Consider the following 13,599-nt stretch of genomic DNA (forward strand, 5'->3'; position numbering starts at 1 on the left):
GTTATTAATTAATGGTGTTCTTCTGTCGCCATTGCTAGATAAACAACGGTCAGTACCATAAATATAAACGCTTGTAAGAATACGATTAATATGTGGAATAAGGCCCATGGAACACTCAGTGCCCATTGCATCCACCATGGCATTAATGCAATAAGGATGAATATCATCTCGCCTGCATACATGTTCCCGAATAATCGTAAGCCTAGTGATATTGGCTTTGAAATTAATGTGATTAATTCAAGAACTAAGTTAACAGGATATAAAAGAGGGTTATCAAATGGCTGAGTAGTTAGCTCTTTGATAAAGCCTTTCAAACCTTTATTCTTAAACGTATAAGTTAACAGTAGAATAAACACACCGAGTGCCATTGACATTGGAATATTTACATCCGCTGTCGGTAGGTCTCTAAAGTGTTCTAAACCCATTGCACGAGTTAACCCTGGTATTAAATCTATAGGTAAGAGGTCGACTGCATTCATTAACAACACCCAAACAAAAGTGGTTAACGCCAGTGGCCCTATTAATTTATCCTCCGCTTGAAAAATCTCTTTGACTAGGTTGTTAACGAAATCAAAGATAAGCTCGATAAAACATTGAAAACGACCTGGAACACCGCTAGTGCCCCGAGTGACTACATATCGAAACGCACCAATGAACAGTAAACCTGTAATCCAAGATACCAACATTGAGTCAATGTTGAATGCCCAGAAACCATCACCTGTAGTTAAGAAGGTTAAGTGATGCTCTATGTATTCGTGAGCGGTAGTGACTTGATCCATACTACACGTACTCCGATCTTGTAGAGGCTGTAATAAATGGTGTTAAGAAGTACCCAATCATTGTGAATATGTACGCGTATAATATTACTGGGTTATCCAATTTAAAAAATTGGAATGCCAGGATAAACATTAAGAACGTATAGGTTATTTTCACGACACGACTCATTTGCATTAAGTCACGTAAACTATAATTAGGATTCTTGTGCACCTTAAGGCTTGCATATATAAATCCAAACAGCGGTGGTAACATCGCGATTACGACACCCAAAGCTGAAGACTCCATATCTACTTTATTACCAAAAAACACTTCATATAAAACTACACCGATGGCTAATACTATTTGGCAAAGAACGACTCTTTTAGCAGCAACAAGGATGTCGCTACTTATCCCATTAAGCCTCATAATAAAACCTTATATTTAACAGTGTAAGTTAATATAAAACACAGTTTGAATATGTTTTGTTACTAGCACTTACTTGTTAATAGCAATTTAACTTGTTAATAAACCTTTACTCGTTAACAAAGAAATAATCTTTCTGGCTTTATATCTCCTGACGAAATTAAACGAGATAAACTAATTCGCTATCGTTTCGACAAAATATAAACTACGCCTAAAATTATGTGATCAAAACGACAAATATCGGCATCAATAATTCCATTTTTGAAATAAGTGTTTTTCATTTATGAAAGTAATAGTTTTATTACTTTATTCATGAATATTTAAGATGCTTTATCCTTAAATAAATGAGGGACTTTTTAGAAGGATTCAGCGAGCGAAATTATCAACTTACTATCTTATCAATTAAGGCTATTCAAACACTTAGGCTCATTTGTTAGCTGAATTGCCTAGTGTGATTTTGGGAGAGATTAAGCTTGTTTGAGGCAATGACGGAAGGTCTTGTTTGTCTGACAAATTAAAAGTACGCCGCTCCTTATCAGTAAGCGAATATTTTTTATATTGTTGTTACTTTGTCATTATTTGCATACACGAGAGTGAAAATTCAGCGCCCAAATGTTGATGTTTTAGGAGTGAAGGTGATGATTGGGTGTGTGAGAAGCATGGTGCTGGAGAAGAGACACCAAGTTTTGAGGAAGTAAATGGCAGCAAAGTGCCGCCTAATTTACTTAATCTAGGTTCGCTTATTACTCTTCATAACTGAGGTATTGAATACATAAGTCATGAAAAGCCTGTGCTTGTGGCGAGATCGTACGGTCTGCCAGTCTGAAAATACCGATTTGACGCTGTAAAGGTGGGTCAATCAATGGAATCCATACCAAGCGGGTTTCATTGGTTGGGAAAGCCAGTTTAGGTAGCGTGGTCACGCCTATCCCGAGCTCTAGCACCGAAAACAGCGAAGTAATGTTCTCTACTGAATACAAAGCTTGCTCGCTGAGCATTCGTGCGGGTGTTGGGTCAAGTAGGGTACAAGTACCGTTGCGAATGAAGGGTTGTTTTAACAAAGTTTGCCACTCGATTCCCTCTTTTTGAGAGGCGATAGGGTTGTCTTTGAGGCACACCACACCGATAGGATCTGAGAGTAAAGGTGTGAAGTCGATGCTCTCTTCTTCTAAATGGGAGCTATTTCCGAGGGCAACATCCACTTCTCCTGAGAGTAATCTTGCTTCCACACCTGCCGCATTATCATCAATCAAGCTAACTTCTACATTCGGGTACTGCTCACAAAAAGCCCCTAAAACACTAGGGATTAATTTTGCGGCGACTGATGGCACGCTCGCTATTCGAACTCTTCCTTGTTGTCCTGCTGCTGCTGCGCGTAAATCATTGTCTAATGCTTTGTAAACATTCAGAAATTGAATGATTTTTGGAAGGCATATTTCCCCGAAAGGTGTCAGCGTTGATTTGTTGCCTGTTTCAAACAGTGGCTGACCGAGTATTTTTTCCAACTCTTTTATCGATGTAGAAAGTGCCGCTTGCGATCGATTTGCTCGGTGAGATGCCGCTCGAAATCCGCCTTCTTCGACCACTAAAACAAAATGTTTTAACTGTTGTAGCTTAATACTCATGGCACTGATCCTTCTCTAGCCCTTGCTATACCTTACTTTTTGCAAGGTGATAGATTTTATTTATCAAATGCACAAAATTTACCGTTAGATTTATCAGTCGTCAAGGTGCAGTATTTAACCATCTTGAAACATAGTTGTTACAAAGTTGGATGGAATCGTGAACGCACAAACTAAAAAACACCCAGTAAAAACCGAGCTTTTTGCTTCAAAAGCACCACTAGAGTGGGCAATCGTTAATAACGGCACTCTATACACAGCACAGATTCCAATTGATGAAACTGGCGCAGTAGTAGAAGGCGGTATTGAAGCGCAAACGCGTCAGACTTTTAACAACCTTGTTCATACGTTGGAGTGTGCAGGCGAATCTATGGATTCCGTGCTGCAAGTTCTGATTTACGTGACAGACCGTGAATATCTAAAAACGGTAAACAGCGTATACGGAGAATACTTCAATGCACCTTATCCAAACCGTGCTGCGGTCGTCGTTGCAGGGTTAGCAAGAGAAGAAATGCTGGTCGAGTTCGTGGTTTATGCATCGGCGTCTCAACCTGAATAATCAGACTGTGAACTAAAGCTATTTGCGGATCAAAACTCTTTTAATTTGAAGTGGTTTATTGATACAAGCGATTTGGTTCACTTTAGAAACAAAATATACATCTTATTTTAGCAATTAATTACCTGAATATTAACAGTTTATTAATTAACCAGATGGTTGCCAGACTCAACCGCAACCTAACCGTTACAAGGACAGAATGATGACTCAATTACAGAATGTTCAAGCAGAAAACGCACTTTACATTGGCGGCGAATGGCAAGCGGGTGTAAGCACCGTTGCGAACATTAACCCATCAGATATTTCTGAAAACATCGGTAACTTCGCACAAGCAAGTGCTGACCAAGTTCAACAAGCGATTTCAGCGGCAAAGCACGCTCAACCAGAGTGGGAAAAAACGCCGATTGAACGTAAGCAAGCGGTACTTCAAGCGATTGGTGATGAGCTGATTGCACGTTGTGATGAACTAGGTACGTTGCTTTCTCGTGAAGAGGGTAAACCTTTTGCTGAAGGTCGTGGTGAAATTTACCGTGCAGGTCAGTTCTTCCAGTACTTTGCGGCTGAAGTGCTTCGTCAAATTGGCGACAACGCAGAATCAGTACGCCCTGGCGTTTCTGTAGAAGTGACTCGTGAAGCGGTGGGTGTTATCGGCATCATCTCTCCTTGGAATTTCCCGACAGCAACAGCAGCTTGGAAAATCGCTCCAGCATTGGCTTTCGGTAACAGCGTTATCTGGAAACCTGCAAACCTAACACCAGCAAGTGCGGTTGCGCTAACTGAGATTATCCACCGCCAAGGCATGCCAGCAGGCACGTTCAACCTTGTTCTAGGTAGCGGTTCTAAAGTAGGTGATGCACTGATCAACTCTAAAGAAGTGAACGGTGTGAGCTTTACTGGTTCTGTTGACACGGGTCGTAAGGTTGCCGCTGCTACAGCGCCAAACTTCGTTCGTTGCCAATTAGAGATGGGCAGTAAGAACGCACTTGTGGTTGCTGATGATGCTGATATCCAAACAGCCGTTGATGCAACTATCGCAGGTTCGTTCTCTGGCGCAGGTCAAAAATGTACAGCATCTTCTCGTCTAGTGGTTATGGATGGCATTCACGACCAATACGTTGAAGCACTGATCAAACGTATGAGCGAGCTGAAAGTCGGTCACGCACTAGAAGACGGTGTGTTCATGGGGCCTGTTGTTGACGGCAACCAACTTGAAGCAAACCTAGGTTGGGTTGAGAAAGCACGTCAAAGCGGCGGTGAGCTAGCATTTGGTGGCGAACGCCTAAGCATGAAACACGAAGGTTTCTACATGTCTCCAACGCTGTTCTTAAACACTAAGAACGATTGGGAAGTGAACCAAGAAGAAGTGTTTGCACCAATGGCAAGTGTGATTCGTGTAGCTGACCTAGAAGAGGCTATCGCGACAACCAACGATACTCGCTTTGGTCTAACGGGCGGCATCATTACTCAAAGCCTACGTACTAGCGCAATGTTCAAGCAACAAGCGCAAACAGGTTGTGTGATGGTGAACCTACCAACAGCTGGCACGGATTACCACGTACCGTTTGGTGGTCGTAAAGAGTCTAGCTTCGGTCCTCGTGAGCAAGGTCAATACGCGAAAGAGTTCTACACAGTTGTGAAGACCGCTTACCAGCGTCCTTACTAATCGGCTTTTTATTAATCAGCTTTCTATTAACTAGAACGGGATGGCTGGAGACATTAAGCGCCTAGCCATCCAGCTATTGAATTGGCCTGATTCACAGAGTCAGGCCAACATCCAAACCCAACACAACAAATGAAATTAGAGACGTGATTTAACCCATTTTTGAAAACATGTTATTTGAGCGTGTTTTCAAAACCGAGCTAGAACACTGAGCTTTCAATAGGAGTGGTTATGTACCAGCAACGGATTGTTATAGATGGATTGCAATACTGCAATTGGAACAGAGAATACTTCCAAACACTAAAGGCGAGCGGCATTACAGCAGTTCACGCTACCGCGGTTTACCACGAGACAGCTCGTGAAACCTTATCTCGCTTTGCAGAGTGGAACTTAAGATTCGAGCAAAATGCAGACATTATCATGCCAATTCATTCAATGGCTGATGTTGAAACTGCGAAAGCGACGGGCAAAGTCGGCATTTTTCTAGGTGCTCAAAACTGTTCTCCAATCGACGATGAAATTGGTCTTATCGAAGTGATGCGTCAGCAAGGTCTTTTGATCATGCAACTGACGTACAACAACCAGAGCTTATTGGCGACGGGTTGCTACGAGAAGAACGACACCGGTATTACTCGCTTTGGTAAGCAAGCGATCGAAGAGATGAACCGAGTGGGCATGATCATCGATATGTCTCACAGCGCCGAGCGTTCAACGCTTGAGGCGATTGACCTGTCTTCTCGTCCTATTTGTATCAGCCATGCGAACCCAACGTTTGCTCATGATGCACTACGAAACAAATCAAACGATGTGATTAAAGCCCTAACCGCACGCGGCGGCCTAATCGGATTCAGTTTATACCCATTCCACCTACCAAATGGCAGCCAATGTACGTTGGAAGACTTCTGCCAAATGGTTGCGACTACCGCTGACATGGTTGGCGTAGAACACCTAGGTATTGGTAGTGACCTATGCTTAAACCAACCTCAAGCCGTCCTTGAATGGATGAGAAATGGTCGTTGGTCTAAAGCAATGGACTACGGTGAAGGCTCTGCAAACAACTCAGGTTGGCCAGATGCGTTGCCTTGGTTCTGTGGTAGTGCGGGTATGGAAAATATTTATAACGGATTGATGCGTCATGGTTTCAGCGAGTCTGAAGCTGGACAAGTCTTGGGAGAAAACTGGTTTAACTTTTTGAAAGATGGCCTAGAGCCTCAAAGCAAGGGTTAAGCGCTTTCTCACGAGCCATCATCGAATTAGCAGCCTTCTAAAAACGTTCATTTAGAAGTGCTGTTTTAACCAATTTCACTATTCAAAAGGAACAACGGTCTATTTCGCAACGCGGTAACCCAAACATGGATTAGCCTGCCCAACACAAAAATAATAGGGCAGGTGTTAAATACACCTCTTGTAGTCATCATTTAAATGACAGCTGCAAAGAAACCTCTGGAGTCAGAGTATGTCTGATTTAACCAATAGCGTGAAATCTTCAAACGTAAATGCGGGTCAAGCACACACAGCAAGCAACACAAATAAGTCTGAATCTACTTCAGACAAATTAGGACTATCCAATCCAGCACTTTGGTACAGCGGCGGTTTTATCGCTCTGTTCGTAGCACTTGCTTTATTTGATGGCGAGCTATTATCAAGTCTAGTAAACACGGGCTTTGCATGGTCTGTAAAAGTATTCGGTCCTTATTGGCAAATGCTTCTTCTTCTGACTTTTCTTATTGGTCTTGGCCTGGCGGCAGGGCGAACAGGCAAGGTTATCCTAGGCGGCATCGCAAAACCTGAAATGGATGGCTTCCGTTGGATGGCTATCATCTTCTGTACGCTACTTGCGGGTGGCGGTGTTTTTTGGGCGGCAGCTGAGCCAATCGCGCACTATGTCAGCCCACCACCTTTGTATGGCGCACAAGAAAACGCACAGCAAGGCGCAGTGAATGCTTTATCGCAATCTTTCATGCACTGGGGTTTCCTAGCATGGGCTATTGTGGGTAGCTTAACGTCTATCGTGGTTATGCACCTTCATTACGACAAAGGCTTGCCTCTTAAACCTCGTATTTTGCTTTACCCAGTTTTGGGCGAAAGAGCACTGAAAGGCCACACCGGCGCACTGATTGATGCATGTTGTATTGTCGCAGTAGCGGCGGGCACCATTGGCCCTATCGGGTTCTTGGGCTTGCAAGTGAGCTACGCGCTTAACGAACTGTTTGGTATTCCAGATGGCTTTACGACACAGCTGATCATCATCTTGTTCGCTATCGTTCTGTACACATTGTCGGCATTAAGTGGTCTTAACCGCGGAATGCAAATGCTAAGCCGTTACAACGTAATTTTGGCGATGGCATTGATGGTCTATATCCTGATCTTTGGCCCAACAAACTTCATCTTCAATGGCTACATCCAAGGTGTAGGCAGCATGATTGATAACTTCATCCCAATGGCGACTTACCGTGGTGACGAAGGTTGGTTGAGCTGGTGGACAGTATTCTTCTGGGGTTGGTTCCTAGGTTACGGCCCAATGATGGCAATCTTCATCGCACGTATTTCACGCGGTCGTAGTATTCGCCAATTGGTATCAACTATTAGCTTGATTGCACCGTTTGTTACTTGCTTCTGGTTCACGATTGTTGGCGGCTCTGGTCTTGCGTTCGAAATCGCGGATCCAGGCAGCGTAAGTAAAGCGTTCGAAGGCTTTAACTTACCAGGTGCTCTGCTAGCGGTAACTCAACAGCTACCTATGCCAATGCTTATCTCTATTTTGTTCTTGATCTTAACCACGATCTTCATTGTAACGACCGGTGACTCAATGACTTACACCATCAGTGTGGTTATCAGTGGTGAGACAGAACCGAATGCAATTATTCGTACCTTCTGGGGTGTGATGATGGGGGTAACAGCGTTAATTCTGATTTCCTTAGGTTCCGGCGGTATTTCAGCGCTGCAATCATTCATTGTTATCACAGCGGTACCGGTGTCCTTAATCTTGCTGCCATCACTTTGGAATGCGCCTCAAATCGCAATCAAGATGGCGAAAGAGCAGGGCCTATAACAAGTTAAAGAGAAACAAGGTATCAGCCTTTGAAAGAAGGCTGATACAAGATTCCGAAAGGAACAGCAAACCCGTACTGGTGAAGATACACCGAGCTGCACGTATTTAGGTCAATCGATCTAGTTAGGACAAATAATAAGGGGTGAGTTCGCTTGCTCCTATAACGTGAAAGCTAACCAGCACACTGTAACAACGAATGCTTCAAATGATGGCAACGATCGGTTCTGAATGGCTAGCAAAATCCTATAACTATAAGGTGGTGAGCAAAATGGATGCACATCGTTCTACCTACACTGAATCAGCACTACGTGACGCAACAGTCGTCATGGCACCGGAAAGGCTAGGTGCGATGCACCAAACACGCATCAGCTTTGTAAGAACTCTGATTCGTAAAATGGCGCAGCAAGAATGGAAAGTGACTAAGCATGAGTGGCAACTAGACCCTCAAGGTTTTGGTCACGTTATCTATAAGCTAGCGACGCCAAACCATGTTTATCATTTGGTTGTTTTTTGCGATGAAATTGCAGACGACGAACGAAATGACCGTGTAATTGCTGAAAAGTGGGACGTAACGTTTGCGCTTGTTCTTGGTGATGTGGATGTCACCCTACTTGAAAGACTTCGTGCGAATGTACCGCTTCAAGAAGCAGGCCGTAACCCTAACAATGTGCTTGTTTTAGCGCGTGCCAACAAAAGCGTGCGTGTGTTTGAACATATCGTTAGTCACTTGGCTAAAGGTGTTCAACCAACGCCAAAAGAGCTGGCTGAAGTGGGTTACATCTTGCGAACGACAGCGGTATACGGTAATGGCAAATTTGGCATTGCTGACTTTAAAATCTTAGAAAAAAATGAAGATTTTAATCAATCGTTTAGTGCGCAAATGTGTGCCGTTTATATGCTGCGTGAATTTAGCCTCGATTGGGTTCATTACCTAGCTGAGCAACAGGGCGGTGAACAAGCGATCACCTTGCACAGAGGATTACAACGTTACCTTGGTGTTGGTAATGCGACAGGTCTAGGCATGGCGCCATACCTTATTAACCACCCAAGTATTGTCGATCAGTGGATGACAACCCGTGAGCATGCATTGGCTGACGTGTTGGTTAATCCTACTGATGCGGCGTTGATCGAGCCATTACGTACACTAGTTAAAAAAGCGATTTGTCATTTAGAACAAGTCGTAACCATCAATGAAAAGCAGCAAGAGTTGAACAAAGCTGCCGTCACTGAGTTGAAAGCTGCAGAACAAACGTTAGATGCTACAGTCAACCGATGTGAAACATGGGGTGAATTTGTCGAGCAATCTAAGCACATGAGTATGGAAGCCCAAGAAATCCTTATCTCATGCTTGATGGAATTGTACCCAGAATTAGTGGACGCCCATCAAGAGCAAATGAATTGTAGCGAAACGCTGTCGCTTCCTAGCGGTAAAAAAATTCAAGATCTTTTGGTTGTACTAGAAGAAAAGTATCGTTGGGCAATTACGACCGACTTTACGAAAGCAGAGAATAATTACTGGTTCTGGTATCGCTCTCAAGATAAAGAAGAGCCAAGGCTCGGTGTTCGAGGCGAAGAGCTAGGTGAAGAGCGTGAACTGCCGTTGGATATCGGCCGTCAAGCTTACCGTTTGTATCATGCTTTATTGCAGTTTGCGCCAGAGCTTTCATTGGCAGAGTTTTTGGTTAAGCAGCCACAGCATCGTGCTATTGCACGCCGTGTGTGGACGCTAGGTAACAAGGCGATGGGCGACATTCAAATGAATGTGTTGCACCAAGATTCTCCACCAATGCACTTACTGCGTTGTAAGCTTGCTATGTTTGGCGCGACTAAGTTTGATCCTCGCTCAGACCGCTGGGTACGAGTGACGTTTTTCCAAGGCGCGCCACTGCTTGATGAAATTCATCAGGACGAATGGGTGTTCCCACTGTTACCAAGTGAAGCTGAACTGTCTGGTTCGCAAAATATGTCTACTCACAGTACAGCTACTCACAGCACAACTGCTCACACCACAACTACGAAAGGCCAACATGGAGGTAAATCGTTATGATCGTTTCTCACAATGAACTGGTAGCGGCCGTCAATAAAGCCTTTCTGGGTATGCGTCGTACATGTGGTGAAGCCGATGTGATAGCGAACATGGTGGCAGATTTACAAATGGTCGGTTTGGATGGTGTTCGTCATTTTAACAATGCGAGCAACTTTATGGGTCTTGAAGACGATTGCCCTGTAGACATTCAAGTGAGCAGCGACAATACCGTTGAAGTTGACCTGCACAAGGCGAGTTTGGCGTGCCACCTCCCCGTTGTGATGGACTACGCGATTGAAAAAATGGTCGGTAAAAAGACGCTGAAAATTGAGCTAAACAACTGCCACAACCGTTGGTTAGCGTACAGCGAGCTTGTGAAATTGGCTGCGAAAGGTATCGCATGTACCGCACGTTGGGACAATGGCTCAAACCCTAAGAGCACTTTGTATGTCCTTAACCGTGGTTGCGTTGCTCCAGAACTGTTTTTATCAGATTTGCCACTGGCATCGGACGAACATATCCACAATATGACCATCGAGCTTTCCGTCCAGGATTTCGATATCGAACGTTTGTCAGATGGCTACCAAACACACATTGAATCGGAAGCGCTTTTTAAAACTCAAGAGAAAGCGTGGAACGATGGCATTGAAGTTGATGATGGAGAGTGGGGCGCGTTGAAAGAGACCGCGACGGCAATCCTTGTTGAAAGTAGCCAACGTTCGACTCAAGGTGCAGGTGAATTAACGGCTTCGTAGTCGCTAGATTTGATAGAACGAATAGATTCGATAGATTAACGGCAAATAATCCAGTTAGTTTATCAACACAGATAAAACCAAAGAGCTTAACGTATCCTCACTTCGTTAAGCTCTTTTTATTTGTTTCCCATTTTCATTCTTCCTCTCAATAGCCTCCCTTAAACCTTCTGTTTTGAAACAAGTTGTTACGCGTTTAAAGCTAATTTGGCGATTTAATGAAGTACCTTCACATTCAGGTTCAACAAACAGTTTCATTTACAAGCCACTATGCGTATCTTGCTAATTAAAGGTGCCAAAGGGTGCCGATTTTATGCGTACCGATGACTTTAGAATCAGATAAAAAAGGAATGAAGCGTGCAAGCTAACTTTATTGATGGAACCACCCTGTATCGTCAGCACTCTTTTGAGTTGCCACTCGATTACCAAGCAAAAGATGGACAACAGATCCAAGTCTTCGCTCGTGAACTGGTTGATCTCGCAAAAGATGCGCAAGAATTACCGTGGTTGATCTACTTTCAAGGTGGCCCGGGCTTTCCTTCTCCACGTGTTAGCGGTCAATCAGGCTGGCTAAAGCGTGCATTACAAAACTACCGTGTTCTGCTTCTTGACCAGCGCGGCACAGGCAACAGCACGGTTATCAGCCATGAAACCTTGGCACATATGTCTCCAGATCAACAAGTAGATTACTTAACGAATTTCAGAGCGGATAACATTGTTCGTGACGCTGAAGCCATTCGTGAGCAATTCGGTGTTAAGCAATGGTCGACGATTGGTCAAAGCTTTGGTGGCTTCTGCACCTTGAGCTATTTGTCACTGTTCCCACAAAGCCTACAGTGCTGTTATGTAACGGGTGGTATTCCGTCTATCGAGCGTGAAGCAGATGATGTTTACCGTGCGACTTACAAGCGTGTCGAAGATAAAAATAGAGCCTTCTTTGCTCAGTTCCCACAAGCACAAGCCATGTGTCGTGAGATCTCTGATTACCTGCTTAATAACGATGTGAGACTGCCAAACGGTCAGGTGTTCACAGTTGAACAATTCCAGCTAATCGGTATTAACCTTGGTGGTGGTGAAGCTAATCTCCCGATGTATTTCACATTGGAGAGTGCGTTTGTTGAAGTGAACGGTAGTAAGCAATTGAGCTACAGCTTCTTAAACCAAATGCAGCAAGAGCAGGGTTACCTTACAAATCCTATCTACGCGATTCTGCATGAGTCTATTTACTGCCAAGGCACAGCGTCTAACTGGTCTGCACACCGTGTTCGTGAGCAGTACCCGCATTTCAACTACCAATCGGGTAGTGAGTTCTGGTTTACTGGAGAAATGGTCTACCCATGGATGTTCGACCAACTAGAAACACTGAAGCCATTGCGTGAAGCGGCGAATCTTTTGGCTGAGAAGTCGGATTGGGGCAATTTGTACAACGCAGAACAACTGAGCAAAAATACGGTTCCGATGGCGTGTGCGGTTTATGCAGACGACATGTACGTAGAGCTGGATTACAGCCGCGAAACGCTTGCCAACATTCCAAACTCTAAAGCGTGGATTACCAACGAGTATGAACACAACGGCTTGAGAGTCGATGGCGAACGAATTGTCGATAAGTTAATGACAATGGTTGATGCGTTAGAAAACCTGCCAAAATAGTCAAACTGTCTACGTTAGAAACAAGAAAACGCTGCATCCGTGCAGCGTTTTTTTATGTCATCGAACTCTGTTTTGCTCAGTATCGTATTAATAACTAAAGCGAGTAAAACAGAGAGTTTAAGAACCGGGAGGGATAGTTCCTAAATTCATTAAGGTTGGATGACGATATCTTGATTTTCAGTGGTCGATAAGCTGGCGCGGTTCTGTTTGATAAGCTGAGCCGCATAAGAGGGAGTCACAGCTTGAATTTCGCCTTTTGAACGAATCGTTAATGCTTCCCACGCATGGTCACGGTATTTGCCTGTTTGTGTATATTCAATAAGTACTCTCATGATTCTTCCATCCGATGTGTGGTTAACGTGCTACTAACATTAGCGCCATTATTGAGGTTGCACACCTGTTAAAAATGGAACATAAGATTAACCAAATGAGAATGCATGTAACTTGAAAAACAGAGCGAATTGGACTTATCGCGAACCGTTATCAATACGGTTTGTCTGCTAAAAGCTAAAAGCTAAAAGCTAGGATAGGAGTCAGAGTTGAGTTTATGTATGAAAATCTTTGTTGTGGAAAAGCCTTTGTTGTAAGAAAACAAAAAACGCTGCGAATTCGCAGCGTTTTAATTTTTGGTTTCCTAGAAAGAAATACTCAGTACCAAGGCGGGTTATTTTTTCAAACCAACAATCTTACATGCAGAAACGACCGCACTTTCAAGGTCTGTTAAACGGCCTGCACTGGCTGGTCCTAGGACATTTGAATACAAGGCTAACTGCTTCTCAAATGATAAATCTAATTGGTTGTATAGATTTTGGCGAATTTGAGCGTGCTGTTGAGGCTCTGCGCTCGATAACCCTTCCAATGTATCGTAGATGAGAGTTGTTGTATCCATAGACGGTCCCTTAGTACATCTTTATAAAATAATGAAGATTATGCACTTAGTCACATCTTTGTTCTGCGATATCGATCTCATTATGTGTGAATTGACTTTATTATGTAATCAGTTAGTTAAAACGTTTGGTGGGTAAAGTGTCTAGATTGGGTGTGATTAGAATATCGAAAACACGGTTGTATCAAAGCTCGTCTGTACTAAAACACAGTTGTA

General features: G+C 43.6%; 13 protein-coding genes. 7 read left to right on the forward strand and 6 right to left on the reverse strand.

Features of this window, described 5'->3' with window-relative positions; all coding sequences use genetic code 11:
* Window positions 1–8 precede the first annotated feature (8 nt).
* The 3 genes from atpB to IHV80_RS20235 all read right to left on the reverse strand — a co-directional run bounded on the left by atpB (window position 9) and on the right by IHV80_RS20235 (window position 2,804).
* Window positions 9–779 carry a F0F1 ATP synthase subunit A gene (atpB, locus tag IHV80_RS20225; RefSeq protein ID WP_192892064.1) on the reverse strand — a complete coding sequence of 257 codons (771 nt, stop codon included), beginning with the start codon at window positions 777–779 and terminating at the stop codon, window positions 9–11.
* A 1-nt stretch (window position 780) separates the two neighbouring features.
* On the reverse strand, window positions 781–1,182 hold the full coding sequence (locus IHV80_RS20230) for an ATP synthase subunit I (RefSeq protein WP_171315847.1): 402 nt from the start codon (window positions 1,180–1,182) through the stop codon (window positions 781–783).
* Between the two features lie 740 nt (window positions 1,183–1,922).
* A complete protein-coding gene (locus IHV80_RS20235; RefSeq protein WP_171310614.1) occupies window positions 1,923–2,804 on the reverse strand; it encodes a LysR family transcriptional regulator in 882 nt (293 codons plus the stop codon).
* Window positions 2,805–2,961: 157 nt separating this feature from the next.
* Between IHV80_RS20235 and IHV80_RS20240 the strand changes: the two genes are divergently transcribed.
* The 6 genes from IHV80_RS20240 (at window position 2,962) to IHV80_RS20265 (ending at window position 10,850) form a co-directional block, all read left to right on the forward strand.
* Window positions 2,962–3,360, forward strand: coding sequence for a RidA family protein (locus IHV80_RS20240; RefSeq protein WP_004730412.1), 399 nt, complete (start codon window positions 2,962–2,964; stop codon window positions 3,358–3,360).
* 199 nt (window positions 3,361–3,559) lie between these two features.
* Window positions 3,560–5,020: an aldehyde dehydrogenase family protein gene (locus IHV80_RS20245; protein ID WP_004730413.1), complete on the forward strand. Its 1,461-nt coding sequence runs from the start codon at window positions 3,560–3,562 to the stop codon at window positions 5,018–5,020.
* A 228-nt stretch (window positions 5,021–5,248) separates the two neighbouring features.
* Window positions 5,249–6,244 carry a membrane dipeptidase gene (locus tag IHV80_RS20250; protein ID WP_029222845.1) on the forward strand — a complete coding sequence of 332 codons (996 nt, stop codon included), beginning with the start codon at window positions 5,249–5,251 and terminating at the stop codon, window positions 6,242–6,244.
* 229 nt (window positions 6,245–6,473) lie between these two features.
* On the forward strand, window positions 6,474–8,069 hold the full coding sequence (locus IHV80_RS20255) for a BCCT family transporter (RefSeq protein WP_192892065.1): 1,596 nt from the start codon (window positions 6,474–6,476) through the stop codon (window positions 8,067–8,069).
* A gap of 205 nt (window positions 8,070–8,274) precedes the next feature.
* Window positions 8,275–10,116, forward strand: coding sequence for a hypothetical protein (locus tag IHV80_RS20260; RefSeq protein ID WP_192892066.1), 1,842 nt, complete (start codon window positions 8,275–8,277; stop codon window positions 10,114–10,116).
* Window positions 10,113–10,850 carry a DUF3726 domain-containing protein gene (locus IHV80_RS20265; RefSeq protein WP_192892067.1) on the forward strand — a complete coding sequence of 246 codons (738 nt, stop codon included), beginning with the start codon at window positions 10,113–10,115 and terminating at the stop codon, window positions 10,848–10,850. The genes IHV80_RS20260 and IHV80_RS20265 overlap by 4 nt, the downstream gene beginning before the upstream one ends.
* A 105-nt stretch (window positions 10,851–10,955) precedes the next feature.
* On the opposite strand, the gene IHV80_RS20270 is transcribed toward IHV80_RS20265, so the two are convergent.
* The gene (locus IHV80_RS20270) at window positions 10,956–11,105 is read right to left on the reverse strand and encodes a hypothetical protein (RefSeq protein ID WP_192892068.1); all 150 of its coding nucleotides are present in this window, start codon (window positions 11,103–11,105) and stop codon (window positions 10,956–10,958) included.
* Between the two features lie 99 nt (window positions 11,106–11,204).
* Between IHV80_RS20270 and IHV80_RS20275 the strand changes: the two genes are divergently transcribed.
* On the forward strand, window positions 11,205–12,497 hold the full coding sequence (locus IHV80_RS20275) for an alpha/beta fold hydrolase (RefSeq protein WP_192892069.1): 1,293 nt from the start codon (window positions 11,205–11,207) through the stop codon (window positions 12,495–12,497).
* 149 nt (window positions 12,498–12,646) lie between these two features.
* On the opposite strand, the gene IHV80_RS20280 is transcribed toward IHV80_RS20275, so the two are convergent.
* The gene (locus IHV80_RS20280) at window positions 12,647–12,829 is read right to left on the reverse strand and encodes a hypothetical protein (RefSeq protein ID WP_017632710.1); all 183 of its coding nucleotides are present in this window, start codon (window positions 12,827–12,829) and stop codon (window positions 12,647–12,649) included.
* A gap of 332 nt (window positions 12,830–13,161) precedes the next feature.
* Window positions 13,162–13,386: a PAS factor family protein gene (locus IHV80_RS20285; RefSeq protein ID WP_076670032.1), complete on the reverse strand. Its 225-nt coding sequence runs from the start codon at window positions 13,384–13,386 to the stop codon at window positions 13,162–13,164.
* Window positions 13,387–13,599 lie beyond the last annotated feature (213 nt).

Origin of the sequence: Vibrio bathopelagicus (assembly GCF_014879975.1) — a bacterium.
In the GTDB taxonomy this organism is placed as follows: domain Bacteria; phylum Pseudomonadota; class Gammaproteobacteria; order Enterobacterales; family Vibrionaceae; genus Vibrio; species Vibrio bathopelagicus.

Coding starts and splice junctions, on each gene's coding strand:
- IHV80_RS20250 (WP_029222845.1), top strand. CDS start 5,249: ATGTACCAGCAACGGATTGTTATAGATGGATTGCAATACTGCAATTGG.
- IHV80_RS20285 (WP_076670032.1), bottom strand. CDS start 13,386: ATGGATACAACAACTCTCATCTACGATACATTGGAAGGGTTATCGAGC.
- IHV80_RS20265 (WP_192892067.1), top strand. CDS start 10,113: ATGATCGTTTCTCACAATGAACTGGTAGCGGCCGTCAATAAAGCCTTT.
- IHV80_RS20260 (WP_192892066.1), top strand. CDS start 8,275: ATGATGGCAACGATCGGTTCTGAATGGCTAGCAAAATCCTATAACTAT.
- IHV80_RS20230 (WP_171315847.1), bottom strand. CDS start 1,182: ATGAGGCTTAATGGGATAAGTAGCGACATCCTTGTTGCTGCTAAAAGA.
- IHV80_RS20255 (WP_192892065.1), top strand. CDS start 6,474: ATGTCTGATTTAACCAATAGCGTGAAATCTTCAAACGTAAATGCGGGT.
- IHV80_RS20270 (WP_192892068.1), bottom strand. CDS start 11,105: ATGAAACTGTTTGTTGAACCTGAATGTGAAGGTACTTCATTAAATCGC.
- IHV80_RS20280 (WP_017632710.1), bottom strand. CDS start 12,829: ATGAGAGTACTTATTGAATATACACAAACAGGCAAATACCGTGACCAT.
- IHV80_RS20235 (WP_171310614.1), bottom strand. CDS start 2,804: ATGAGTATTAAGCTACAACAGTTAAAACATTTTGTTTTAGTGGTCGAA.
- IHV80_RS20245 (WP_004730413.1), top strand. CDS start 3,560: ATGACTCAATTACAGAATGTTCAAGCAGAAAACGCACTTTACATTGGC.
- atpB (WP_192892064.1), bottom strand. CDS start 779: ATGGATCAAGTCACTACCGCTCACGAATACATAGAGCATCACTTAACC.